The sequence below is a fragment of the Oleiharenicola lentus genome, from assembly GCF_004118375.1.
Classification (GTDB): domain Bacteria; phylum Verrucomicrobiota; class Verrucomicrobiia; order Opitutales; family Opitutaceae; genus Lacunisphaera; species Lacunisphaera lenta.
In genome coordinates this window covers 2,007,644-2,032,083 of the sequence record NZ_SDHX01000001.1, presented here as the reverse complement: position 1 = coordinate 2,032,083, position 24,440 = coordinate 2,007,644, and the positions used below count along the sequence as shown (strand labels likewise).

16 protein-coding genes are annotated in these 24,440 nt (G+C 66.0%); 7 read left to right on the top strand and 9 right to left on the bottom strand.

Annotated elements, in window-relative coordinates:
- Nucleotides 1-76 precede the first annotated feature (76 nt).
- The 5 genes from ESB00_RS08490 to ESB00_RS08470 all read right to left on the bottom strand — a co-directional run bounded on the left by ESB00_RS08490 (nt 77) and on the right by ESB00_RS08470 (nt 8,787).
- Nucleotides 77-2,926, bottom strand: coding sequence for a TonB-dependent siderophore receptor (locus tag ESB00_RS08490; RefSeq protein ID WP_129047270.1), 2,850 nt, complete (start codon nt 2,924-2,926; stop codon nt 77-79).
- The gene (locus ESB00_RS08485) at nt 2,923-3,774 is read right to left on the bottom strand and encodes a 3-keto-alpha-glucoside-1,2-lyase-like domain-containing protein (RefSeq protein ID WP_129047269.1); all 852 of its coding nucleotides are present in this window, start codon (nt 3,772-3,774) and stop codon (nt 2,923-2,925) included. Before ESB00_RS08485 ends, ESB00_RS08490 begins: the two co-directional genes overlap by 4 nt.
- Entirely contained in the window at nt 3,771-4,475 is a 705-nt protein-coding gene (locus tag ESB00_RS08480) for a 3-keto-alpha-glucoside-1,2-lyase-like domain-containing protein (RefSeq protein WP_129047268.1), read from the bottom strand. The genes ESB00_RS08485 and ESB00_RS08480 overlap by 4 nt, the downstream gene beginning before the upstream one ends.
- Nucleotides 4,475-7,417 carry a TonB-dependent receptor plug domain-containing protein gene (locus tag ESB00_RS08475; protein WP_129047267.1) on the bottom strand — a complete coding sequence of 981 codons (2,943 nt, stop codon included), beginning with the start codon at nt 7,415-7,417 and terminating at the stop codon, nt 4,475-4,477. Before ESB00_RS08475 ends, ESB00_RS08480 begins: the two co-directional genes overlap by 1 nt.
- Nucleotides 7,418-7,686: 269 nt before the next feature.
- Complete coding sequence (locus tag ESB00_RS08470; RefSeq protein ID WP_129047266.1) at nt 7,687-8,787, bottom strand: GntR family transcriptional regulator; 1,101 nt, start codon at nt 8,785-8,787, stop codon at nt 7,687-7,689.
- A gap of 131 nt (nt 8,788-8,918) precedes the next feature.
- Between ESB00_RS08470 and ESB00_RS08465 the strand changes: the two genes are divergently transcribed.
- Genes ESB00_RS08465 through ESB00_RS08450 form a run of 4 tightly spaced genes read left to right on the top strand, consistent with a single transcriptional unit; the run spans nt 8,919 to nt 13,117 of the window.
- Nucleotides 8,919-9,353 (top strand): RbsD/FucU family protein, encoded by a 435-nt coding sequence (locus ESB00_RS08465; protein WP_129047265.1) that lies wholly within the window; start codon nt 8,919-8,921, stop codon nt 9,351-9,353.
- A 3-nt stretch (nt 9,354-9,356) separates the two neighbouring features.
- Nucleotides 9,357-10,424 carry an aldo/keto reductase gene (locus ESB00_RS08460; protein WP_129047264.1) on the top strand — a complete coding sequence of 356 codons (1,068 nt, stop codon included), beginning with the start codon at nt 9,357-9,359 and terminating at the stop codon, nt 10,422-10,424.
- 11 nt (nt 10,425-10,435) lie between these two features.
- Complete coding sequence (locus tag ESB00_RS08455; protein ID WP_129047263.1) at nt 10,436-11,695, top strand: MFS transporter; 1,260 nt, start codon at nt 10,436-10,438, stop codon at nt 11,693-11,695.
- Complete coding sequence (locus tag ESB00_RS08450; RefSeq protein ID WP_129047262.1) at nt 11,696-13,117, top strand: PQQ-dependent sugar dehydrogenase; 1,422 nt, start codon at nt 11,696-11,698, stop codon at nt 13,115-13,117.
- Between the two features lie 57 nt (nt 13,118-13,174).
- On the opposite strand, the gene ESB00_RS08445 is transcribed toward ESB00_RS08450, so the two are convergent.
- From ESB00_RS08445 to ESB00_RS08430, 4 genes are read right to left on the bottom strand one after another with little or no spacing between them, the layout of a single operon-like run.
- A complete protein-coding gene (locus tag ESB00_RS08445) occupies nt 13,175-14,641 on the bottom strand; it encodes a glycoside hydrolase family 28 protein (RefSeq protein ID WP_129047261.1) in 1,467 nt (488 codons plus the stop codon).
- Between the two features lie 7 nt (nt 14,642-14,648).
- On the bottom strand, nt 14,649-16,274 hold the full coding sequence (locus tag ESB00_RS08440) for an alpha-L-fucosidase (RefSeq protein ID WP_129047260.1): 1,626 nt from the start codon (nt 16,272-16,274) through the stop codon (nt 14,649-14,651).
- Complete coding sequence (locus tag ESB00_RS08435; protein WP_129047259.1) at nt 16,237-17,751, bottom strand: alpha-L-fucosidase; 1,515 nt, start codon at nt 17,749-17,751, stop codon at nt 16,237-16,239. Before ESB00_RS08435 ends, ESB00_RS08440 begins: the two co-directional genes overlap by 38 nt.
- A complete protein-coding gene (locus ESB00_RS08430; protein WP_129047258.1) occupies nt 17,748-18,509 on the bottom strand; it encodes a hypothetical protein in 762 nt (253 codons plus the stop codon). Before ESB00_RS08430 ends, ESB00_RS08435 begins: the two co-directional genes overlap by 4 nt.
- A gap of 203 nt (nt 18,510-18,712) precedes the next feature.
- On the opposite strand from ESB00_RS08430, the gene ESB00_RS08425 reads away from it, so the two are divergent.
- Genes ESB00_RS08425 through ESB00_RS08415 form a run of 3 tightly spaced genes read left to right on the top strand, consistent with a single transcriptional unit; the run spans nt 18,713 to nt 24,437 of the window.
- A complete protein-coding gene (locus ESB00_RS08425) occupies nt 18,713-20,842 on the top strand; it encodes a glycoside hydrolase family 31 protein (protein WP_164976101.1) in 2,130 nt (709 codons plus the stop codon).
- Nucleotides 20,839-23,469, top strand: a complete 2,631-nt coding sequence (locus ESB00_RS19860) for a glycoside hydrolase family 88 protein (RefSeq protein ID WP_218938711.1) — start codon at nt 20,839-20,841, stop codon at nt 23,467-23,469. The genes ESB00_RS08425 and ESB00_RS19860 overlap by 4 nt, the downstream gene beginning before the upstream one ends.
- A complete protein-coding gene (locus ESB00_RS08415; RefSeq protein WP_129047256.1) occupies nt 23,469-24,437 on the top strand; it encodes a sugar phosphate isomerase/epimerase family protein in 969 nt (322 codons plus the stop codon). The genes ESB00_RS19860 and ESB00_RS08415 overlap by 1 nt, the downstream gene beginning before the upstream one ends.
- Nucleotides 24,438-24,440: the final 3 nt, after the last annotated feature.

The following is a 24,440-nucleotide window of genomic DNA, read 5'->3' as shown; positions in this document are numbered from 1 at the left end:
ATAGGACCATCCGGATCGCAATTGTGGTCAGATTCGCGGCCCGGTCAGCTCAACCGGGCGGCGGAATTTATGCGGATTAGAAATCCCACGTGACCGAGAGGTCGTACATGGGTGGCATCACGTACGAGAAGCGGTACGCCACATCGCCGTTGCTCAGCGTGCCGAAGCTGGTCTTGCGGTAGTCGCCGTTTTCGAGGTCGGTCAGGTTCTTGACGCCCAGGCGCACGCGCACCTTCTGGCCCCAGAGCTTCTGGTCGCGCATGATGTAGGCATTGACGAGGTGGGTCTGGCCACCCTCGACGTCGAGACCGCTGGCGGTGCGGCCGAGCAGGTAGTTGTCCCGCCAAGAACCATTCACGCCGACACGCACGCCCCGCAATATCCGGCCGGCGTCGCGCGAGAATGAATAGTCGGCCACCCACGAGGCAGACCACTTGGCCGCGCGCGCGCCCGTCGGGCGATTCGGCAGGTCGATCATTTCGAGCAACTGCTTGACGTCCGCGAGCAGCACCGGGCTTTCGTTGCCCCGGGTCACGGCGGCATCGTAGTAGCCCCGCAGCGAGCCCAGATCCGGCACACCTTTCACGTCAGCCATGGCCAGCGTGAGGCGAAGCTGCAGGCCGTCCAACGGCCGCGCCATCAGGGTGACGTCGAAGCCCTTCGAGCTCTCCGTGGAGAGATAGTTGCGCGAGGCGCTGTTGCGGTCGCGCATCGCGCCCTTCCATTGGGGATCCGTCGGAAGGAGGTTGTTGGGATTCATTAGATCCTCCAACTCGTCGGCATTCAGGTCGGGACCAACGCCATCGAAGCTCTTGATGGAGTTGACGCGGTCGATCTCAAACATGCCGAAGGTGACGGCCAAACGGTCGTCCCAGAGGTTACCCTTGATGCCGATCTCCTTGGTCTCGCCCTGCGCGGGTCCGATGCGCACCTTGTCGAAGGTGAATGCATCCTGAAACAGGAACGATTCCGAATACGTGCCGTAGAGGTTGATGTTGCGTGTGAGACGATACGTGAGGCCCGTGGAGATGCTCGTGGTCGCAGTGCGGAGGTTCTTGTTTTCCACGTAGTCTCCGGCTTCGGCCTTGTTCTTCACCACGGTGAAGACGTCCTCCCGATACGGTCCTTCGCGGCGGGGCGATTTCCAATCCCACACGCGGTTGAAGTCGCGGCGCAGGCCGACCAGCGACTGAAGCTTCCCGCCGAAGTAATTGCCGGACATGGAAACCGACGCGGCAGACGCCTGGCGCCAGCGCGTGCCATCACCGGAGCGGGCGTCCGCGGAGATGAAGTCCTGCCGGCGGATGGGCTTGATCGTGACCAGGCCCGGGAGCGTGGGCATCACGGGGGCCTTGAGACGGTCGAAGAGTTCGCGCGAGTAGAACTGCGGGTCGTCAAGATACAGGCGGATACGGGCACGATCCAGACTGCTAAGATCGGTCGCCAGCCCCTGATCGACGAATGCGGTGTTGGCGTAGATCCAGCGGTTGTTGAGGACGTTGTCCTCCAGATACTCGGCGGAAACCACGATCAGCTGCTGGAAATTCTTGAAGTGATCCCAGTTATAGACCGCCGTCGCGCGGAACGCGTGCGTCAGGGTCTCGAAAGTCTTGTTGTCCAGCGTTGATTCGATGAACGGACGCCCGTTCACCTCCACGCCGATGGTGTTGGAGAAGACGTTGTCCGTGCGTTCCTGCTGCTGCGCCTGGCGGTTGTAGGCGAGTTCCAGGGCGACGTCGCCGATCTTTTGTTCGATCGTCGTGGTAAAGGCGGTGAACGGCCGGCCTTGCCGGTCGAAGGCACCACGGATGTTGTAGTGCTTCGGCAGGCCGTCGAAGCGCTTCACGCCCACGTTTTGGCCGGCCGCATTCCGCATGATGACATCGATGTAGCTCCCCTCGAGCAGCGACAGGGTCGCGCCGGACGGACGATTGCCCGAGGCGAGATCCGGGTTGGAGGAGCGCAGGCGATAGACCGTCACGCCATTCACGGCCGGGTGCGTGAAGTCGGTGTTGGGCACCAGCGGGCGCGACGTGGCGGCCGAGTAGAAGTATTCGTTGTCCGAGGTGTAGGTCACGCCGCCCTGAAAGGCGCGGGAGCGGCCGGAGATTTCACGGATGCTCACGCCGGCGTAACCACGGGAACTCTCGAAGTCGCCCTTCTCATACTCGACGCGGATCTGCGTGTCCTTGAACGGTTCCCAGGTGACGGTGCCCGTCATGCCACTGAGGCCGAACTCAGAGGCATCCTGGAAGGTTTTCTCGATGCGCTCCACCGCGTTGAACCGGACTGCGAGGTTGTCGCGCAGCTTGCGGTTGACGTCCAGCTGCACGCGATAGGCGCCCTCGTCGTTCACCTGCATGAACAGCTTGCCGAAATTGCGGAATTGAGCGCGTTTCGTGAAGACGGTGCCCTGGCCACCGGGCTCGCCTTCGCCGAAAATCAGCGAGTTGGAACCCTTGCCGAAGTCGATACGTTCCACGTTGTAAGTGTCTGACGGCGCATACCAGCGAAAATAGTTGCGACTGAGATTGCCGCGTTGCGCCAGACCGCGAAAGGCCAGGTTGTCCTGCTGATTGTCATTTTCCATCAAGCCGGGGACGAAAACGCCGGCGATGAAGCTGATCACCTCGTCCGCCCGTCCGATGTTCAGGTCCTCCATGAAGTCGGCGGTGATGGCGTCGATGTTGATCGGCACATCCTTCAGGGCCTGCTTCGTGCGGGTGGCGGAGAGCGTCTCATTGGCAGACCAGCCCGATTCCGCCTCGACCACGAAGGGGGAGAGCTGCACGACTTCGTCATCGGGCGTCGAACCCGCGGGAGCCGGAGCGTTGGAGGTTTGGGCAGTCAGCGATGTGCCCAGCATGAGCAACAGGCCCAGCCCGAGAGGGCGATGGCTGCGTGTGATTTGACGATACGTATTCATGGTTTCGTTTGGGGTTGGAAATGGGCCGCTGACTGCGGCGGCGCGGCCAAGGAATCCGAAGCCGGCGATCGGGTCACGGCCACCGTGACGGGCAATTCCGAGTGGGGAAGGCCGGCACCGCTTATGCCGTTGAGCGGGTGCGCGGCCGCCGATCCGGCCGCGGGTCGCGCGGCATAAACGCGGAGCCGACGCAACTCATGCGCGCTGAGTCCGGTGGCCAGCCAGAGGGAGTTTTTTGGGCCGGCGAAAGTCGGGAAGCTGCCCTTGATCTCCTTGCCGTCGAGGGAAGCGGTGGCGCGGTCGCCGACGATCGTGAAACGTAATTTGTGCCAGGTGTCCGGCGTGATCTCCGTCATCGTGCGCGCCACCTGCGTGACCGTGCCGGACCACTGGTCATGTTCGAGAACGAGGCCCACGGCGCGCGAGTGGTAGTCGACGTTCGCCCACACCGACGCCGCATACGAGCGAGGCTGGAGCTCGGTATGCGTGGCGGACACGCGGCAGGCGGCCCATTTGCCGGGTTCGGCGCGATAGCGGAACTCCAACTCGACGACGACGTCACCGAATGATCCCTCGACTACCAGCACGGGCTGGTGTCCCGGCGTCTCGAGGCTCTGCACGCCGTCGGGCGTCCGCGTCCAAATCCCGTGGGCGACGCGCGCCTGCCAGCCGCGGTTCAGCGGAAGCCGCTCCCTGGTGTAAGAATCGTGGCGGCGGAAGTCCTCGGCGAGCAGCAGTTCGCCGGGCTCGACCGCCTGGGGCATTGCGCTCGGCACGAGGCAGAGGCCTGCCCCCAGCCACGAGGCGAGGCGGAGCGTCTTCGCAAAAGGAGATAGGGAAGGGCTCATGGCGTGGTGGCCGCCGGCGCCGAGGGGATCGGGCGCACCGCATAGACGCGCAGGTTGCGCAATTCGTGCGGGCTCTGGCCCGTGCCGAGCCAGATGGTCGTCTTCGGCAGATCGAAGCGGTCGTGGGAACCGGAAACGCGCACGCCATTGCAAGCGGCCGAGCCCTTCCGCCCGATCAGCCGGAGTTGCAGGGTGTGCCAGACATCCGGGGCGAACTCCGCCTTCTTGTAGGCCACGCGGGCAATGGGCCCGCTCCAGACGTCGTTTTCCAGCACGAGGCCGCGTCCCCGGGACTTGAAGTCCACGTTGGCCCACGCCGACGCCGCGTAGCCGCGGGGGAACAGGACGGGGTTGGTCGCCGACACGCGGCACGCCGCCCATTTCCCCGGCTCGGCCCGATAGCGGAAATCCACCTCGATGATGCAGTCCCCAAACTCGCCCTCCAGCACGAGGACCGGACTGTGTCCCTTTTCCCATGTGCTCTGCACGCCTTCGGCCGTGCGGGTCCAGGTTCCGTGAGCCACTCGCGCGCTCCAGCCGGGTTGCAGGGGCAGCGGCTCCTTCGTGTAGACGGCGTGGCGGGAGAAATCCTCCTGCAGGATCAGCTCGCCCGGTGCGGCCCCCTGGCCGCGCAGGAGACCGGCGGCGCCCGCGAGGGCGAGCGCCGCGACCAAGGGAAGTTTGAACCGGGACCGCGTCATCAGAACGACAGGGTGTTGGTCCACGCCCAGCTGCGCGGTTCCGTAAGATAACGGGCCGTGCGCGGATCGCCCGTGTTCTCGTTCGGGAGGATCACGATGCCGTGGTCATCCAGCACATTGCTGACGTTTAGCTGCGTGACCCACTCGTAGCGCTTGCCGAGCTTGATCCGGTAGGAAACAAAGGCGTTCACCCGGAAGGAGTCACCCAGCGAGAGCATGCGCCGCTCGGTGCCGGTCGCAACCCCGGCGGCGTCGCGGATCACCTGCGTGTAAGCGTATGTGCGATCGCCGGCGCGGAACAGGGCGCTGCCGCCGACCGTAAGCCCGCGTAGCGGCCCTTCGGCGAAACGGTAGCTGTTGCTCAGGTTGGCCGAGTATTGGGCGTAGCCTGAGGTCGGCTCACCGGCCTTGGCCACCACGAGCACGCCCCCGTTGCCGTTCGGATCAGTGAAACGGAGCTGGTGCGCGCTGAGAGACAGGCCGGTGCGCCCGGTGCCGACCGTGGCGCCGGCCGCATTGGTCGTGTTGAGGCGGAGGGCGGCGGCATTGGTGATCCGGCCGCTATCGGGATCAAGCACGGCGAAATACGGGTTCGCCGGGTCGTTCATCATCGCGATCGTCAGCTGCGTGCGCGGGGCGGTCGCATTGGCCTGCTGCGACGGGTCCAGCGTGACCAGAAGCGGGGAACCATCCGAATAGGTCACGCCACCGCTGCCGTTCGTGTGGAACTGGTCATTGTAGAAAATCGGATACGATTTGTCCGAGCCGACGGTGCCGTCGGTGTAGGACAGTGTCAGGCGCGAGTCCCAGTTCCGCGCTGGCTTGGCGGTGAGGATGAGCTCGGCGCCGCGCGAGGTGCGGTCGACGTTGATCCAGTTCTGGGTCGGCTGATTTTCGCCGTTGATCCCAGGGGGATTAACATCCTGCCGCACATCGGTCGGGATCGACACCTGCTCATCTTGGGAGTCGACGGAGTAAAGGCTGAACGAGCCGGAAAACCAGCCGGACGGCGGGGTGAATTTCACGCCGAGTTCATGCCCCACGCTTTTTGATGTGCGCGTGACTTCTCCGTCGGGGCCAAACTGCACAATGTCGGGCGGATTGTAGGCGTTGGAATAGCCGTAATACGGCCGCAGGCTCTCGTTCAGCTTGAAATTGAACCCCAGGTTGATCGAACCGGGGTTGTTGACCGAGCGTTTGAAATCCGTGCGCTCGTAGCGCTTGTTCTCGACGTTGTTGCGCCGGTAGCCCAGCAGGCTGGTGAAGCGGTCGCCAAACCAGTCGGTCGAGAACGCGGCGAAATAGGAGTCCGTGTAATTATACTGGTCCCAGAACGAACCCGTGCCGCGCACGCCGAGCGGGTTGTTCTGGGTCTGCGGCAGTTCGCCCAGGAAGACGCGTTCGGCCAGGATGTATTTCTGTCCGTTGGCCAGCGCGATCTCGGGGGCCCGGCGCGGAAACGGCATCGTCGCCTGCGGACCATCGGTCAGGGCAAACCACTGCACGGGGATAATGGTGCGGCCGACGTTGGCGTTGTTGATCTGGGCCTGGTTGACGATGATGGCGCCGCTGGCGTCCGCCAGGAAGTAGGTCTGCTGGCGGCGGCGGTTGTAGACGGTCTCATACTGCGCACCCAAGATCGCCTGGGTCTTGGCCTTGCCGTCGAACAGCTCGAACTCGGCGACAAAGTTGCCGCGGTAGCCGCGGCGCCGGAAACTTTCGTGGGTGTTGGCCGGGGTGTAGCCGATCGCCCACGCGTTGTGGGGATTGTTGTTCCGCAGCGGCGCGACGAGATTCGTGAAGTCATTGGTCTCACCGCGATCCATGGAGCTAAGGTCCATCATGGCCGCCAGCTCGAGGGTGCCCCAACTGCCGAAGCGATGCTCGACGGAACCCTCGTAGCGGACGTTGTCGCGATCCTGGCCGAAATACACGCCCCGGAAGCTGTCGGCGTTGTCCCAAGTAACGTTGCCCCCGAGGATATCGCTCACCTGGCCCTGGGCGATCAGGAGCCGGAGGCGCTGGCCGTTCCGCGGGTCGGCGGGCAGGCGCACGCCGTTGATGGTGGCCGCCGGAGCGTTGAGCGTCGTGCCGGTGCTGGAATTCACCGTGTCCGACTTCTTCATCGCCGCCTCCACGCGAAGCGTGGTCGCGGGGGTCGCAAGCACCGCGATCTGGCCGTAATAACCCTCCGAGCGCGTGCTCAGCAGCGTGCGCGAGTAGCGCATGTCCTCGTTGAGTGCCGCGAGCCGGATGGCAAAGCGCTTCGTGCCGAAGCCATAGTCGGCCACGCCGCGCAGCGAACCGTTGTCGTCCGTCCGGATTTGGAAGCGCGCCAGGCGCGACTCGAAGCGCGCCCGCTTGGTGACAGAGTTAGTGACACCGCCACCGCCCACTCCGCCGTTGAGCAGCGATTGCGGGCCCCGCACCACGTCGACCCGCTCGACCGCGAACGTGTCGTCGATGCCACCGGCGCCGAATGAGTTCACGCGCATCTGGCCGGAATCGAGGCCGCGGATCTTGATATTGACGTTCGCCGCGCGATCGCCGGGGCGGTTGGCCTCCGCGGTGCCCGACGGGTTGGCGCCGCCGATACCCGTGCCCGTGCCATACTCCACCACCATGTCCTCAATGGAAAGCGCCGCGATGTCTTCCATGAATTTTTCCGTGAAGACGTCGGCGGAGACCGGCAGCTTGGCTAGTTCCGAGCGGAAGCGGGTCACGGAGTTGGTGTTCAGCGCCGTGTAGCTGTCGCTGCCGTCCGCCGTAACCGTGAAGGGGCTTAGTTGAACGACCTCCTCCCCCGGTGCGGGACTCGCCGGGGAAGAGGCCGGGCGGGAAGTCTGGCCGACGAGGTCGGGCCATCCCGCGAGAGCGGCGGCAAAGGGCAGGAGAAAGGAAGCGCGCAGAAAACGGCGGGAGGATGCGTGGTCGCGAAGCATACTTCTGGGTCGGCCCGGGAACCGGGTGCTAACCGGAGCGCAGGCCGAAGGGAGGTTCAGGGGTGGGGCGGAAAACGGGTCCGGGGGACCGATCTTCCCCCTTTGCGGCTTGGTCGCGGAGAAGATCGGCACCCTTGACCCGTTGGGTGTTAATAGACCGATATATATTCTGATATACTATTCAAGCCATTTTTTCAAAAACGGCCATGGCTCCGCCCGCTCCCGGGTCGGGAGGGAAGTGAACCGCAGGGGCGGCCGCAGCCTCCGGCTTAGGCCGGTCGCGCGGCGGTGGTGTCGCGCACGACGAGGCGCGGGGCGAGTTTGCGCTGCGCGGCGCCGGACCTCCGCCCTTCAATCTCGTCAATCAGCAACCGGACCGCCTCCGCCCCGATCTCGGCCAGCGGCTGATGCACCGTGGTGAGATTGAAGAGCCCGGCAGCCTCCAAGTCATCGTAGCCGACAATCGACAGGCTCTCGGGGATCGTGAGCGAGGTGTATTTGGGCAGGCTGAGCAGGTGCAGCGCCACCCGGTCATTGACGCAAACCAAGCCCGTCAGGCCGCCAATGCGCCGGAGAAAGGTTTTTGAGATCGGGGCGGGACGATCCTCCGGTCGGGCCAACCAGTCGGCCTGAACACGGGGGCCGGGGGCCAGTCCCGCCTCGTTGTGCGCCTTGATAAAACCCAGCCAACGCTCCTCCTCGAAGCTGTCCGCCCCCTCGCTCTTGGCCGACCGGCCCACGAATCCGAGTTTGCGGTGCCCGAGGGCAAGGAGGTGCTTCGTCGCGATATACCCGCCCTCGAAATCGTCGTCCACGACGTAGCTGACATCCTGACGGTAGCGCGCGTCTACGCGCATCACGATCACGAAGGGCACCCCGTGGGCTTTCAGCAGATCGACCGCCTGTGATCCCTCGTTGCGGGTCGGCCACACGAGGATGCCGTCACACTTGCGCTGGGTGATAAGGTCCTCGATGGCCTGGCGCTCGAGTTGGGGATCACCCAGGTGCGGCCGCAGGATCACGTCATGCTCGAACTTGGCCGCCTCCGCCTGAATCCCCTCGACCAGCTTCGGGTGCTGGCCGCCAAAACCATAGCTGAGCCCGCCGAGCACCGCTGCGATGTTCCGCGTGCGCGTGCGCTTGAGCCGGGTAACGAAGGTTCCGCGCCCGCTCTGCTTGTCCAACATACCCTCCTTGACCAGCGTGGCCACCGCCTTGCGAATGGTCAGGAAATTCACGCCGAATTCCTCCGCCAGGACCCGCTGGCCCGGAATCTGGTCGGCATATGCCCCGGAGAGGATACGCTCCCGCAGCTGGGCGGAAATCAGATGGTGCTTTTTCGCGGTCTTCTCGGGTTGAGCGGCCTTCATGGACCGATGTATACCGGTGCGCGCACCCGGCACTCAAGGCAACATTCCAACACGGACGGAAACCCGCGCCCGGAGCGGCACGATAAATGGCTTGACCCGATATATATTATGTATATCGGTGTGTATATCAGATGCTCAGAACTCCCCTCCTCCACCCCGAGATCCTCCGCGCGCTGGCCGCGGCCGGCCACGGCTCGCGCGTCCTCATCGCGGATGGCAACTATCCGCTGAGCACGGCCACACCGGCGACCGCCAGCCGGGTCTACCTGAACCTGCGACCGGGCTGCGTCACCCTCACCGAGGTCCTGGCCACGCTCACCACCGTCCTGCCGATCGAGTCGGCGCTGGGCATGCAGACCCGGGACGGTCTGGCCGCGCCGATCCACGGCGAGTTTGCCCAGCTGCTTGGCCCCGGCGTTACCCTCACCTTCAAGCCGCGCCACGATTTCTACACTGAGGCCCGGTCTGTTGACACCGCGCTGGCGATCGCCACCGGCGAGCAGCGGCGCTTTGCCAATCTGCTGCTGACCATCGGTGTCGTGCGACTGCCGGACGATCACTCCTGAGCCATGACGACGTCGGAGCTTTCCCTGGCCGCGCGGCCGTGCGGGCTGAGCGGGCTGCAGTTGCCCCTGCTCGGGCTTGGCACTTGGGCCTTTGGCGGCGGAACCTACTGGGGCCCGCAAGACCAGCATGATGTGGACGAGGTCGTCGCGCGGGCGCTCGATCTGGGAATCAACTATTTCGACACGGCCGAAATGTATAATGCGGGCACCAGCGAAACGTCGCTGGGCGTCGCATTGCGCGGCCGGCGCGACCGGGCCATCATCGGCAGCAAGATAAGCCCCAGCAACACCCGTCCAAGCACGCTCCGCGCGTGCTGCGAGGCGAGTCTTCGCCGGCTCGGGACCGACCATCTCGACCTCTACATGGTCCATTGGCCGATCCATGCCAATTCGATCCGCCACTTCACCGATGACCCCGAATTGATCGCTCATCCCCCGAGTGTCGCCGAAGCCTTCCAGACCCTCGCCCGGCTGCAGGCCGAGGGGAAGATCCGGCACATTGGCGTCAGCAACTATGGCGTGCGCCAGATGGAGGAGGTCCGTGGGCTCGGGGTCCGGCTCGCCGTCAATGAACTGCCCTACAACCTGCTCATGCGGGCCATTGAGCCGGAGATCGTGCCCTATTGCCGCCAGCAGGGCATCGGCATCATCGGCTACATGACTCTCATGCAGGGCGTGCTGGCCGGCGAATTCGAGAGTTTCGACGCGCTGCCCGCCATGCGGACGCGCACCCGCCACTTCACCGGTCGCCGCCCCGGCTCCCGTCACGGCGAGCCCGGCTGCGAGGCGGAGACATGGCTGGCCATCGAAAAGGTGCGTCAAATTGCCCGCGAGGCCCAGCTCCCGCTGGCGGACGTGGCGATCGCTTGGGCCCTGCACAATCAGGACATCAGTTGCGTGCTCGCCGGGTGTCGCACGCTGGCCCAGCTCGAGGAAAACGCGCGTGCCGTCCAGCGCACCCTCACTCCTCACACCCTCAGGCAGCTCAACACTGCGACCGCACCGGTTCTCCACCTGCTTGGGACCAATCCCGACTATTACCAGGCGGCGTCCGAGTCGCGCTCGTGGTAAAGCCCTCGCTCTTGTCCTCCACGCCCGCCATCTCCGCATCCCTGCGCCTGCGTTGGATCATGATATCCTTCGCCTTCAGCGCCACCGTGCTGAACTATCTCGACCGGCAGATTCTGTCCTTCGTCAAGGCGTCGCCGGAGTTTCAACAGGCCGTGCCGGTGTCGGACGAGTTGTTCGGCATCCTCAACGCTTGCTTCATGGGCGCCTACGCGCTCGCGAACGGCCTTTCCGGCCCCTTGATCGACCGGGTCGGGACCAAGATCGGTTACGCGGCCTGCATGGTGTGGTGGTCCTTGGCGGGCATCGCCCACATCTTCGCCCGCGGTCCTTGGTCACTCGGTGCCTGCCGCGTGGCCCTCGGTCTCGGCGAGGCCGGCAACTGGCCCGCCGCCGCCAAGCTGGTGGGCGAGTGGTTCCCCTCGCACGAACGCGCCCTGGCCTCGGGCATCTTCAACAGCGGTGCCTCCATCGGCGCGATTCTTTCCCCCCTGCTCATCGTGTGGATGGTCAACTCCTGGGGTTGGCGCAGTGCGTTCGTCGTCATGGGCGGCCTCGGGCTGGTCTGGGCCGCCGCTTGGTGGCTCGTCTATCGTTCACCCGCCGGCGCTGACGCCGGCCCGCGCGAACCGCGCATCCCGGCCGGCCAGTTGCTCCGCACGCGCTTCATGCTGACCTTCACGCTGTCGAAGTTCTTCATGGATCCGGTATGGTATTTCATCGCCTTTTGGTTCCCGTCCTTCCTCAGCGAAGTGCATGGCGTGCGGTTCACGATGCAGGATATGGGCTGGAAGGCCATGATCCCCTTCATCGCGGCCGCGGTGGGCAACGTCGCCGGCGGAGCTGCCACCGGCCAGCTCATCCGCCGCGGCCTGCCCGTCAACCACGCCCGCAAGGCCGGGGCGGCGCTCTTCGCGTTGCTGATGGTCGGCATGATTCCGGCCATCCTCACTTCGCATCTCGGGCTCGCCATCGCGCTCGTGTCCTTGGCGGCGTTTGGCTACGCCGGTTACACGGCCAACACCCTCGCGTTCCCTCCGGAGGTGTTTCCGAAATCGGCCATTGCCTCCGCTTGGGGCCTGGCCTCCGTCGGCTCCGGGCTCGGCGGCATGCTCTTCAGCTACCTGTCCGGCTATCTGGTCCAGCGCGTCGGCTACACGCCCGTGTTCATCGGTTACGGGATTTTCCCGCTGATCGCGCTGGCCCTCGTGCTCTGGGGCCTCGGTCCGCTTCGCCCCCACCCGCGCTTCTCCGCCTCAGCCTCCACGCCCTGAATGCCTCCGCCCCGCCGCCTCGCCTTTCTCGCCTTCGCCCTCAGCTCCCTCGCTTCCAGTCCCGCCCAGCAATGGCGCACGGGCCAGGTCGCCGAACTCTACACCCAGCACTGTGCGAGCTGCCACGGCCTGAATCTCGAGGGCGGATCCGCTCCGTCAATGCTGGACGACGAGTGGCTGCACGGCGGGGATGACGCCAGTCTCGTGCGCAGCATTTTACAGGGCTATCCCGAAAACAGCATGCCGGCCTGGAGCACGCTGTTTTCCGAGAAGGAGGCCCGGGCCCTCGTGAATTACATCCGCGAGGTCCGCGCCCGGCACCGTTACAACCAAGTCCCGCCCGCGGCACCCCAGGACGATTTCACCGTCGCCACCAAGCACCACGCCTATCGCTTCAACACGTGGCTGGACGGGCTGGACGAGCCCTGGTCCCTCACCTTCCTGCCCGGCCCGGGCAACCGGGCGATCGTCACCGAGAAACGCGGCCGTGCCTGGCTGATCGAAGACGGGAGGCGTGCCAGCCGGCCCCTCGAGGGCTTGCCCGGCAACATCGAGTCCAACGGCCAGGGCGGCCTGTATGATGTCGTCCCTCACCCGGCCTACCTCCAAAACGGCTGGCTCTACTTCGCGTTCGCCGAGCTGACGGACGCGGGCAGCATGACCCGCGTGATGCGCGCCCGCCTGCGCGACGACGCGCTCGTGGACCAACAGACCGTCTTCGCCGCCCGGGCGGACCAATACCTCAAGGGGCGCGCCCACTTCGGCGGCCGCCTGGCCTTTGACCGCGCGGGTTTTCTCTATTTCACCATCGGCGAGCGCGGCCAGCGCGACCACGCCCAGGACCTCACCCGGCCCAACGGCAAGGTGCACCGCCTGCACGACGACGGCCGCATCCCGGCCGACAATCCTTTCGTCAACCACCCGGGGGCCGTGCCCAGCATCTGGAGCTACGGACACCGCAACCCGCAGGGCCTCGCCTTCGAGCCGCAGTCCGATGAACTCTACGATCTCGAGCACGGCCCGCGGGGGGGCGACGAACTGAACCGCGTGCGGCGCGGGGCCAACTACGGCTGGCCCGTAATCACCTACGGCATCGAATACAGCGGCGCTCCCATCGCCGAGTCGACGCATCGCGAGGGGATGGAGCAGCCGGTGGCCTACTGGACACCCTCGCTCGGCGTCTGCGGCCTGAACTTCTACACGGGTGATCGCTTCCCCCTCTGGCGTCATCACCTCTTCTTTGCCTCGCTCTCGGGCGAGGAACTGAGGCGGCTGGAGCTCAAGGACGGTGAAGTGGTGGACCAGGAAATCCTCTTCAAGGGGGTCGGTCGCATCCGCCACGTGATCAGCGGCCCCGATGGCGCGCTCTACGTGCTTCTGCCGCGGCGCATTGTTCGACTCACCCCCGCCCCAGCCGGCTAAGCACCTGCGGACCGCCGCCTGCGTCGCGGAAGCCAACCTCACGGCACGCCGCACCGGTCACGCACTGATCTCGGGCCGGGCCTGCACCGCCGGCGTATCGACCGGCTCCGCGGGCAGCCGCTGGCCATTGATTTCGACGTCGTCGAAACGCACGCCCCGCGTGTGACGCAACCAAAGCGGCTCGCCGGCCCGCTCGATCTTCACGCGCCGCAGCCGGACGTCCTCAATCGGCGCGGCGGGTTGGCCGTCGAGACTCACCCCCAGCTTCTCCGACTCGCGGCACAGGAGGTCCGTGATCTCGAACCGGCGGAACACGGGCGGAAAGTTTCCGCCCCGATAGCCATGGTAGGTCGTGCCAAAGCGAATCACCGCCTCGCGCGCCTTCTGCACCGTGATGTCACGCGCATGAAAATTCTCCACGACCCCGCCGCGATCAAGGTTGGCCTTGAAGTAGAAGGCCGAACTGGCCGATTCCACGGTGCAATTCTCGACCCACACGTTGCGCACGCCACCGGACATCTCGCTGCCGATGCACACCCCCGCATGCCGCGAGCCCATCACCACGTTGCGGATGACGATGTTTTCGGACGGTCGGCCCACGGCCCATCCGTCCTGATCGCGCCCGGACTTGATCGCTATGGAATCGTCGCCCGTGCGGAAAATGCAGTCCTCAATCAGCACATCCGAGCTCGAATCGGGATCGCAGCCGTCATTGTTGCCGTTCCAGCTTTCCACCGTCACGCCGCGCACGGTCACGTTGCGGCAGAGGACCGGGTGGATCACCCAAAACGGCGAATCGACGACCTTCACGCCTTCGATCAACACCTGTTCGCATTCGAGGAACTGGATCATGCTGGAACGCAGCCAACGTCCCTCGCCGAAAACGCGCCCGGCCACCGGCACCCCCTCCGACCCCATTTGGCGCAGGGTCCCCGACCCCGCGCGCCCCGGCGCGTCACGCATCACGACCAGGGAGTCGCGCCCATTCCCGTCGATCGTGCCGCCTCCTGTGATCGCCACATTCCGCGCCCCGCGCGCATAGATCCGGGGCGAGTGCCCCATCAGCATCGTACCCTCGAACCGGGTGAGCACGACAGGCAGGTAGGACTGCGGAAGCACGCCAAACACGATCGTGGCCCCGCGCTCGATGTGCAGGTTGACGTTACTCGCGAGGTGAATCGGCCCCTCCACATAGTAGACTCCCGGTGCCGGCACGACCACGCGTCCGCCGCCGGCCGCGGTGCAGGCCGCGATGGCCTTGGCAAACGCCTCGCGCGCGTCGAAACGCCCCAGCGGGCTCGCACCAAACGTCTTCACGTCGAAGTCCCGCGCCGGGAACGTGGGCGCCACAATGCGCGCGAGCACGGCATCCCGCGCCGCCCACCCCTCGGCCGGGGCGTCGGCCCCGAGCAGGCGCATGCTCGCCAACGCGAGGATTGCCAGGAGGGACCGGGCCGGCCGGCCGCGGCCCGCCGCAGCCATCACCCGCCCTGACACGCGCACGAGGACTGGCGGTGCGATCATGGAGAATTCAGCGGATGCGCAGGACGTAGGCATGCTCACCCTCCTGTGCTCGGGGAAGGATCACCCGTAGCGCACCTTCAGTTTGGCGGAAGGCCAGCTTTTCCGACGTCGCGAGCATTTCCACGCTCGTCACCGGGCGCGCGGTCTCGCCGGCGCGCAGGGAGCTGATGGCCGCCTCGGCGTCGTTCCCCGGCCAGCCAAGCAGGATCGCGTACAGGGTGTCGCCCTTGCGGGTGAACCGGATGTCCTGCGCGGTGTAGGCGGACTTCGGTTCGTTGAAGTGTCCGGCCTTCACCTGGGTCGGGCCCTCGCCGTACACTTTCCAGGGTCGCGTGCCGTAGATTGCCTCACCGTTCAGCTTAAGCCAGCGCCCCACCCCGACCAGGGTCTGGCGCTGGTTGTCGGGAATCGTGCCGTCGGGCTTGAGGCCGATGTTAAGCAGGAGGTTGCCGTTCTTGCTCACGATGTCGGCCAGGTTGGCGATCACCACCGGCGTGGTTATCTCGAGCTCCGCCCGATGGTAGAACCAGCCGCTGATCAGCGTCGTGTCTGTCTGCCACGCGTGCTCCAGCATCTTGTCCGACTGGCCCCGCTCGATGTCGAGAACGAAGGCCTTGGGGTTCGGGCCGCGTTTCAGGTTCAGAACCGCTTCGTTGCGGCCGTGGCGCGCGATGCTCCTGTTGTAGAGTTCCGCCGCAATGTTGAGCCCGTAGTCGCCGAACGGTAGCGCGCCGTCGAAATAAAGCAGGTCCGGCTGGTACTTCGTCACGATCTCGCGCGTCCGCTGGTACCAATGCTGCTGCCATTGCTCGGGCGTCACTCCCTTGAGGTAGAAATCCGCGTAGCGGTCATCGGCCCCGTCGTAGGGCACGCCCGCCATCGGGCCGTCCGTGTCCGCCCGGTGCGACATCTCGAGGAAACTGGGCGCGCGGTCGAGGTGCGAGGACGTGCCAAAGCGCAGACCGTGCAGGAGCGCGGCCTGTCGCCACTCGCCCAGAATGTCGCGCTTCGGTCCCATGTCCTTCGCATCCCAGCGCGTGAAGGAGGAGTCGTAGACGTCGAAATTGTCGTGATGGACCGCCACCGGCACGATGTAGCGCGCGCCGATCTCCTTGTAGAACGCGACGAGCGCGTCGGCGTCGAATCGTTCTGCCCGCCAGAGGGGGATGAGGTCCTTGTAGCCGAACTGCGACGGGTGCCCGTAGCGCTGCACGTGCCAGTCGTAGATGTCCTTGCAGTGCGGCGGCGCGCCCCGGCCGTGCTGGCAGTACATGCCGCGCGCATAGTGGCCCGTGCCGAACGGTCGCGTTTCGTCGGTCACCGCGGGGATGCCCCAGTGCATGAAAATGCCGAATTTCGCGTCACGAAACCAGTCCGGCGTCTCGTAGGCGGCCAGCGATTCCCAGTTGGGCGCAAAGGGACCGGGCGTCAGCGCCTCGACGCGAACGCGGCCGGCATTTCGCTCATCGCTGGCCTCGATCGTGTCGGCGGCGTCGGTTTGCTTCGGCTCCGCGGCAAACAGGCTGACCGCGGAGGTCAGCAGCAGCAGGCGAGCAGGAACAGGGAGGAAGCGCAGGCTCATGATGACGGGGGCATCAGAGGTTTCGGGCTTGGATGCGCAGCACCACGGCATGGCGCGTCGGGGCCTGCGCGGGCAAGGTGACCTGCAGGCCGGCTGAGGTCTGTTTCATGGCGAGCGCGCCGTCCTGCCCGAGGAGCGTCACGGTTTGCACCTGGCCGGACCACTGGGCCGGCGCGAGCGCGGTCAGCGTGATCTCGGCCTTCGCGCCGGGCCAGCCAAGCAGGATCGCGTAGAGCGTGTCGCCTTTGCGCGTGTAGCGGATGTCGCGCGCGTCGAAGTGCGTGTTCTTTTCATTGAAGTGACCACCTGCGACCTGTCCCGGGCCTTCGCCGAACACGCGCCAGGGCCGGGTGCCGAAAATCGCCTCGCTGTTGACGGGCATCCAGGCGGCGAGTTCGTCGAGGATCTCCGACGCCTTGGGCTCGAGCGTGCCGTCGGCATACTGCGTGAAGTTGAGCAGCAGATTGCCGTTCTTGCTCACGACGTCGCAGAGCAGGTGGATGACCTCCGCCGCTGTCTTGTAGCGGTAGGAGGGGCTGGGAAACCAGTCGGCGACCGTCGTGTCGCACTGCCAGGGTTCCGTCGCGATCTCCGTCATTGTCCCGCGCTCCAAGTTTTCGACGGCCGTGCCGTCGACAAACTCGCCGTGGGTCCCGCCGGTGCGACGTTTCACCGTGTAGACAACCTCCTGCCGGCCGTCGTGAAGGCGGAGGCCGACATTGTAGTAATGCGCCATGAGTTCGCGGCCGTAACGACCAAACGGCACGCCCCCGTCGGTATAGAACAAGTCGGGTTCGTAGCTGTCCAGCAGGTCGACCATGCGCCGCTGCCACTGTTGCATCCACCATTCGGGCGCGTTTTTCGGGTATTGGAACCCGGTGTCGTCGTGCGGAGGATGATAGAGATCGACGAAGCGCGGATCGTTGCCGTCGTAGGGCACCCCCGCCTTGGGCCCCGACTGGTCGGCGCCCTTGTTCGTGTTGAACCAATTGTAGCTGCGCTCGAGGTGCTCGCTGACGCCAAACCTCAGCCCATGCTTGCGCGCGGCCGCGGCCCACAGGCCGACGATGTCTTTCTTCGGTCCCATTTGCACGGCGTTCCAGCGATGGTGCTTCGAGTTCCACAGGTCGAAGTTGTCGTGATGCACGCCCATCGAGACGAAATACTTCGCGCCGGCTTTGACGTAGCGCGCCATCAGCGCGTCCGGATCGAACTTTTCCGCCTTCCACAACGGGATGATGTCCTTGTAGCCGAAGACCGACGGGTGCCCGTAGTGCGCGACGTGCCACTCGTAGGCCTTCTCGCCCTCAATGTACATTTTGCGCGCATACCAGTCGCCCTGGCCGGGAACCGCCTGCGGCCCCCAATGCGACCAGATTCCGAACTTGGCGTCGCGAAACCACTCAGGGCACTCGTAGCGTTGCAGCGACTCCCACTCGGGAGTGAATGGCGCCGTCTCCGCCCGGGTGCTGCCCAGGAAGGACAGCAAGGCGACGGCGCGCAGGAGGGGGCGTAGGAGTGATTTCATGGCGAAGTTGATGGGGGCGGCGCCGCCGGCGGGCGCCCGTCCCGAAAATGGCGGACCCGGCGCCACTGCACCCGCGCGCTTTCGCCGCGGAGCGTCCCGTAAACGCCGTATTTGTGGTAATTGCGCCCGTCGTGATTCGTGGCCCACTCGTCGTCGGGAAACTCCAGCCGCAGCGCGCCATCGACGTAGACGAGGAACCGGTTGCCCGCGTCTTCCTGGAGATGGATGATGTTCACGCGCACCTCCCGGCCCCTGACGCCCGAGGCCACAACCGGCATGCCCTTGACCGGCCGGTTGGCCACCCGCAGTTCGCCCCCATTTGCCGCGAAGGCACGCAGCATCAACTGGGTCGCCCCCTCGTCGCTGCCCCACACCTGAAACACGGACTGGTCGTCCGTCGGCGCATAAAACGTCACGTAGCCCTCGAACTGCCGGGCCCCTTGGCCATATTCGTTGAGCAGCCGGATTTCTGCGCGATTCGCCCGGTGGTCATGCAGGATGAAGGTCTCGACTTCACTCGTCGCGTCGCTCGCATAGCTCGAGGCCGGCGTAGGCCCACCCACCGCCGCCGCCGGCCGCCAATCGAGGGAACTCATGCCCTTCCGCAGCGCCTTGTTCTCGAAATCCACCAGGTGAATCTTCCTCTCGGGGCGATACTCGACCCATCCCTCGCCCACTTGCGCCGCCAACGGCGTGAGCCAGCTGCCGGCTTGGGCGAGAAACAACAGGGCAAGCGAACGGTGGCTGCGAGGCAACATGGGGATCGAGGTGAAGCGGCGACAATTGACGCGCGTACACAACCTATGCTTGCCGACCGGGCAATGTCGAGCACTATACCGGTATGCATATCGTTTTACTTAACAGGGCCGTCGCGAGATTGGGTGCAGCCGCTCTGCTCCTGTCTGCCCTGGCGTCAGGGGCGCAGTCCGCACCCCAGGCCGTTAACCCCTCCTGGCAACAGGTGGCGCCCGGAGTGTGGAAGGCATCGCTTGGCCAGCCCGAGGATCTCAGCCTGCTCTCCGCGGCGGGCGTCCAGCCCGCACTGACGCGACTGGCCTCCCTCCCCGCGGCGGCGTTCCCGTTGGACGCAGCGGAGATCGAGGTACGCCAGATGGATTGGAAGGTTGCGCTTCGCCTTCCGCTCGCCGCCAACGAGGACATTTACGGCCTCGGCGTGGACTTCAGCACCGTGAGGCGCAACGGCCAGATCTTCGAACTCCACGTGGACCACTGGAACCGGCGGGCCCCGACGCCGGGTCGCACGCATGCGCCGGTCCCCCTCTACATCTCGAGCCGGGGCTTCGCGGTCTTGTTCGACAGCGCCCGCTATCTCAAGGTCTCGGTGGGACACGGTGTCCGCCTAGCGGCCAAACAAAAGCCTCCGGTCGTCGACCGCACCACCCGCACGATCCGTCCCGCCACACCGGGCACCGCACCGATTCCGGCGCCGTGGATCTCGGCGCTCCCCTCGGATTCGATCGAAGTTCTGGCCAATGCCCCGGGGTTCGATGTCTACGTCTTCGCCGGTCCCTCACCCATGGATGCGCTGCGGCGCTACAACCTGTTTTGCGGCGGCGGCTCCCTGCCGCCCAAATGGGGCCTCGGGTTTCTGACGCGCCTCCCGACCAAAGCGACGGCCGCCGACGTGCTCGCCGATGTGGCCGCGTTCCGCGAACACGGCCTGCCGCTCGACATGATCGGCCTCGAACCCGGTTGGATGAGCCACGCCTACCCGTGCTCGCTCGAATGGGACCCCACCCGCTTCCCCGACCCAGCCGGCCTCCTGGGTGAACTCGACCGGCTCGGCGTGCGCGCAAACCTGTGGTTCAATCCCTACATCGGTCCGCCGCACGGCAAGCTTTACGGCCGCATGCTGCCTTTCGCGGGCTCTCACCTGGTCTGGAACGGCCTGGTCCCCGACTACACCCTGCCCGAGGCGCGCGCCACCCTCGCGGGACACCTCCGCGACGAAGTCCTCCGGCTGCACCCGCGAGCCGTCGGCGGCTTCAAGGTGGACGAGGTGGATGGGTACGATCGCTATCTCTGGCCCGAAACCGCAACCTTCCCGTCCGGTCACCACGCGGAGCAGCTTCGCCAAACTTACGGACTGCTGGTCCAGCGCGTGTTGCTCGAGGAGTTTCGCGCCCTCGATCGCCGAACGTTTGGCCAGGTGCGCGGCACCAACGCCGGCGCCTCGTCCTTCCCGTTCGTGATCTACAACGACAACTACGACTTCGGCGAATACATCACGGCCGTGGTCAACAGCGGTTTTGCCGGCGTGCTCTGGTCGCCCGAGGTCCGCGGCAGCGACAATCCCGAAGACATGCTCCGGCGCATTCAGGCCGTGTGCCTCTCGCCCCTCGCCCTGTATAACGGTTGGGCGTCCCCCCAGAAGCTCTGGACCCACCCCTCGGCGCTGCCGGGCATCCGGGCGGCGCTGCGCCTGCGACTGCAGTTGCTGCCCTACCTCTACCACACCTTCGCGCAGTACCACCTCGACGGTCTCCCCGTCATCCGTCCGCTCCAGCTCGTCACGTCGGCGGCCGCCACGACGGCGGGGCCAGGCGGCCAGCCCGCGCTGGACGCCACCACCAATCCGTACGAGGCGCCGGCCGCCCTCAAGGAGATCAAGGACCAGTACCTGCTGGGCGATTCCCTGCTGGTGGCGCTGCTTGCCCCGGACGCCGCCTCACGCCCGGTCGTGCTGCCGCCGGGCCGCTGGTACGACTTTTACACCGGGCGACTCGCCGGCGAGGACACGACCATCTACGTGACGCCGCCCGCGGACCAGCTGCCGCTCTTCGTGCGCGACGGCGCCATCATCCCCCGCCTGGCCGGCGAGCCGCTGCGAGCCCCGCGCACCGGGGAGCTTCCCAGGCTTGAGCTGTGGCACTACGGCGAGAAACCCGGCGCGCTTCGTCTCTACGACGACGACGGCGAGACTTTCGCCTACGAGCGCGGCAACGTGAGCTGGACCGACCTGCGCGCCGAACGATCTCCCGACGGCACCTGGCATGGCACCGCGATTACCGTGGCCGGCACCCAGACCTGGAGCTACTCAGACCCCCGCTGGTTCTTTATCACCCCATGAAACTGCCCTCTCTCCTGTCCGTGTTCTCCGCCATCGCTGCGGTCGCCTGTTCCGCAGCGCCCGCCCTCGTAAACGCCCGCCCCGATGGACGGCTGGGCTATGCCCCATACAACGCAGCCGGCGACACGATCCTCGACTTTTCCCATTGCGGCTACGGAGGGGGCGGAGTGCCCCTGCCTGACGCCTTCGAGCAAGTCCGGCTGCGGCCGGCGGAGTCCGGCGACGACACCGCCCGCATCCAGGCGGCGCTCGACGATGTCGCCCGCCTCCCGCTCGGGCCCGACGGCCTGCGCGGCGCGGTAATCCTGGAACGCGGCGTCTATCGCGTGGAGGGCACGCTGCGGATCGGCGCCAGCGGCGTCGTGCTGCGTGGCGAGGGTCAGGGCGAGAACGACACGCGCGTCATCGCCAGCGGCACGAAGCAGCGGGTGCTCGTGGAAATCGCCGGGGCGGCCCCCGCCGAACGCGACGTTCGCCGTGCAGTGCGGATCACCGACGCCTACGTGCCGGTCGGCGCGCGCAGCTTCACCGTGGCGGACGCCTCCGGGTTGAAAGCCGGCGCAACGGTGTTTGTGGATCGCATCGGAAACGCCGCCTGGATCGCCGAGCTTGGCATGGACCGCATTCCACCGGACGCTGACGGCACCCCCTCCACGCCGTGGTCGCCGTTCACCCTGGCCTTTGACCGCGTGATCACCGCCGTGGACGGCAACCGGGTCACCGTCGACGCTCCCCTGGCGTGCTCGATCGACGAGCGCTGGGGCGGCGGACAGGTCGTGCCTTACACCGATGCCGCGCGCATCACGAACTCCGGGGTCGAGAACCTCCGGGCCGTTTCCGCCTTCGACCCCGCCGTGCAGGAAAGCTACCGGGGCCGATTCAACTACGCCGCCGACGAAGCGCACGCGTTGCATGCGGTCAGCTTCAACCACGCCAAAAACTGCTGGGCGCGCAACCTCACGGCCCTCCATTTCTATCATGGCGTGTCAAAGGTTCATCCCGGAGCCAAATGGATCACCGTGCAGGATTCCCGCAGCCTCGCGCCCGTTTCCCGGATCACCGGCGGCCGGCGCTACCCCTTCGACCTCTCCGGCCAGCTCAGCCTCGTTCTCCGCTGCTACTCCGAGGATGCGCGGCACGCTTTCGTGGTCGGATCCCGCGTCCCGGGGCCGAACGCCTTCGTTTTCGGCGTTTCCCGCAACGAGTTCGGCCACAGCGAACCGCATCATCGCTGGTCCACCGGCGGCCTCTATGACAATGTCGAGTCCGACATCGCGTTCCAGGACCGCAGCTCCATGGGCAGCGGCCACGGCTGGTCAGGGGCGAACTACGTTGCGTGGAACACCCGCGGTGCTCTGACCGTCCAACAGCCACCGACGGCGCAGAACTTCTCCTTCGGTCACGTGGGGGAACGACGCCCCGGCGCATTCCCCCGGCCCCAGGGTCATTGGGAATCCCTCGGACAGCCCGTCGCGCCACGGAGCCTCTACTTTGCCCAGCTCCGCAATCGGCCGGGTCCACCCGCACCGCTGGCTCAGGTGATCGACGGTGCCTTGCAACAGGCCACCCGGCAGTACGAGTTCATGTTGCGGGAAATCGAGGGCCAGCCCGGACTGCCGCGGTCGGTCGATGGCAGCGCCCGCAAAATGTCCGAGCGCGACTGGACCATCGGTTTTTTCCCGGGCGCGCTGTGGTACCTGTTTGAAGCAACCGGCGACGTCCGATGGCGGGACGCCGCGCAACGTTACACCGCGCGGACCGAGTCGTTCCAGCACAACCGCGGCACGCACGATGTCGGCTTCGTGCTCTACTGCGGCTATGGCAACGGTCTGCGACTCACCGGGGATGATACCTATCGCCGTGTGCTGCTGACCGGCGCGGCCTCGCTGGCCACGCGCTTCAGCCCGGTCGTCGGTGCGATCAAGTCCTGGGACCGGCCCGGCCGTTGGGACTTTCCCGTTATCATCGACAACATGATGAACCTTGAGCTGTTGCTGTGGGCGGCGCAAACCGACCCGCGCTACCGGGAGATCGCGCTCAAGCATGCCGATTCGACGCTGCGCGAGATCATCCGACCGGACGGCAGCCAGTTCCATGTCGTCGAGTTCGACTCTGCGACGGGGCAAGTGAAGCAGAAGTTCACCCATCAAGGTGCCGCCGACGACTCCACCTGGTCCCGCGGCCAGGCGTGGGCGATTTACGGCTACACCATGATGTATCGGTTCACCCGGGAGCCTCGCTACCTGCAACAAGCCCGCGCCTGTGCTGACTATGTTCTTAATCATCCGAATCTGCCGGAGGACATGGTGCCCTACTGGGATTTCAACGCTCCGCAGATTCCCGCCACCGCACGCGACAGTTCGGCCGCCGCGGTGATGGCGTCCGCTCTCTACGAACTGGCCGACTACTCCGGTCCGGACAGCGCGCGCTACGCGGCGTGGGCGGAGGCCATCCTGCGCAGCCTCACCTCCCCCGCCTACCTCGCCCCGGTGGGATCTAACTACGGTTTCCTGCTCGCCCATGGCACCGGCTCCTATCGTTCACACTTGGAGGTCGACGCGCCCCTCATCTACGGCGACTACTATTTTCTCGAGGCCCTGATCCGCGCCCGCGCGAGGCTCAAGTGATGGACTGGTCCCGCCGCCGTTTCCTCGAAACGCTCGCCGCGGGCGCCGCGCTTGCGGCCGCGCGCCTGTCTGTTCGCGCGGCGAACGGGTTGACCGATCAGGCGCATGATTTCGACATCGATGCCGTGCACGTATTCGCGAAACCGTTTCGCGCGCTTGATTATGCCTCCGCCTCGGCCTTGATTGCGGAGGCCGGCGGGACGGGCATCGATTTCGCGGTGCGCCGCGGCGGGCACGTCGAACCTGCGCGCGCGAGCGAGGATCTCCCACGGGCCGTAGCAGCCGCCCGCGCCGCCGGCCTGCGCACCGCCACGATCAGCAGCGATATCGTGGCGGCCACCCCCGAAGCCCGTCGTTTGCTCACCGCCGCGCGTGACGCGGGCATCCGCGTGTATCGGCTCGGCCACTTCACTTTCGACGCCTCGGTCGGACCTTGGGCGACCCTGCAGCGGCTGAAGCCCCAACTGGAGGCCCTTGCGACGCTCAATGCGGAGATCGGCATTCACGGCGCCATCCAGAACCATAGTGGAAACGGTCGGGTCGGCGCGGCGGGCTGGGACCTGCACGAGCTCGTGCGCGATCATGACCCGCGGTGGCTCGGTTGCCAGTTCGATATCCGCCATGCGACCGCCATCGGCGCCACCTCCTGGGGCACAACTTTCGACCTGCTCGCACCGTGGGTCCATTCCATCGTGCTCAAGGATTTCCGCTGGCTCCAACACCCGGGCGAACAGCGGATCGAAGATGTTCCCCTAGGCGACGGCATTTGCGACCTCGCCGGATTCGTGCGGCGCGTCGCCCGGCTGTCGCAGCCGGTCACGTGCTCCCTGCACTTGGAGTTCGAACCCTTCGAACCCGCACCCGCCGCCGTCTCCCCCCAACTGCGGACCGAACTTGTCGGCGGCCTTCGGCGCGAGTTGGATACCCTGACATCCTTGCTGCGCGGACTCGACCGCGTGGGCGGCTGAACA

What these genes read in the sequence shown, in the direction of transcription:
- ESB00_RS08490 (WP_129047270.1), bottom strand. Translation starts at nt 2,926, where the DNA reads ATGAATACGTATCGTCAAATCACACGCAGCCATCGCCCTCTCGGGCTG.
- ESB00_RS08485 (WP_129047269.1), bottom strand. Translation starts at nt 3,774, where the DNA reads ATGAGCCCTTCCCTATCTCCTTTTGCGAAGACGCTCCGCCTCGCCTCG.
- ESB00_RS08480 (WP_129047268.1), bottom strand. Translation starts at nt 4,475, where the DNA reads ATGACGCGGTCCCGGTTCAAACTTCCCTTGGTCGCGGCGCTCGCCCTC.
- ESB00_RS08475 (WP_129047267.1), bottom strand. Translation starts at nt 7,417, where the DNA reads ATGCTTCGCGACCACGCATCCTCCCGCCGTTTTCTGCGCGCTTCCTTT.
- ESB00_RS08470 (WP_129047266.1), bottom strand. Translation starts at nt 8,787, where the DNA reads ATGAAGGCCGCTCAACCCGAGAAGACCGCGAAAAAGCACCATCTGATT.
- ESB00_RS08465 (WP_129047265.1), top strand. Translation starts at nt 8,919, where the DNA reads ATGCTCAGAACTCCCCTCCTCCACCCCGAGATCCTCCGCGCGCTGGCC.
- ESB00_RS08460 (WP_129047264.1), top strand. Translation starts at nt 9,357, where the DNA reads ATGACGACGTCGGAGCTTTCCCTGGCCGCGCGGCCGTGCGGGCTGAGC.
- ESB00_RS08450 (WP_129047262.1), top strand. Translation starts at nt 11,696, where the DNA reads ATGCCTCCGCCCCGCCGCCTCGCCTTTCTCGCCTTCGCCCTCAGCTCC.
- ESB00_RS08445 (WP_129047261.1), bottom strand. Translation starts at nt 14,641, where the DNA reads ATGATCGCACCGCCAGTCCTCGTGCGCGTGTCAGGGCGGGTGATGGCT.
- ESB00_RS08440 (WP_129047260.1), bottom strand. Translation starts at nt 16,274, where the DNA reads ATGCCGTGGTGCTGCGCATCCAAGCCCGAAACCTCTGATGCCCCCGTC.
- ESB00_RS08435 (WP_129047259.1), bottom strand. Translation starts at nt 17,751, where the DNA reads ATGAAATCACTCCTACGCCCCCTCCTGCGCGCCGTCGCCTTGCTGTCC.
- ESB00_RS08430 (WP_129047258.1), bottom strand. Translation starts at nt 18,509, where the DNA reads ATGTTGCCTCGCAGCCACCGTTCGCTTGCCCTGTTGTTTCTCGCCCAA.
- ESB00_RS19860 (WP_218938711.1), top strand. Translation starts at nt 20,839, where the DNA reads ATGAAACTGCCCTCTCTCCTGTCCGTGTTCTCCGCCATCGCTGCGGTC.
- ESB00_RS08415 (WP_129047256.1), top strand. Translation starts at nt 23,469, where the DNA reads ATGGACTGGTCCCGCCGCCGTTTCCTCGAAACGCTCGCCGCGGGCGCC.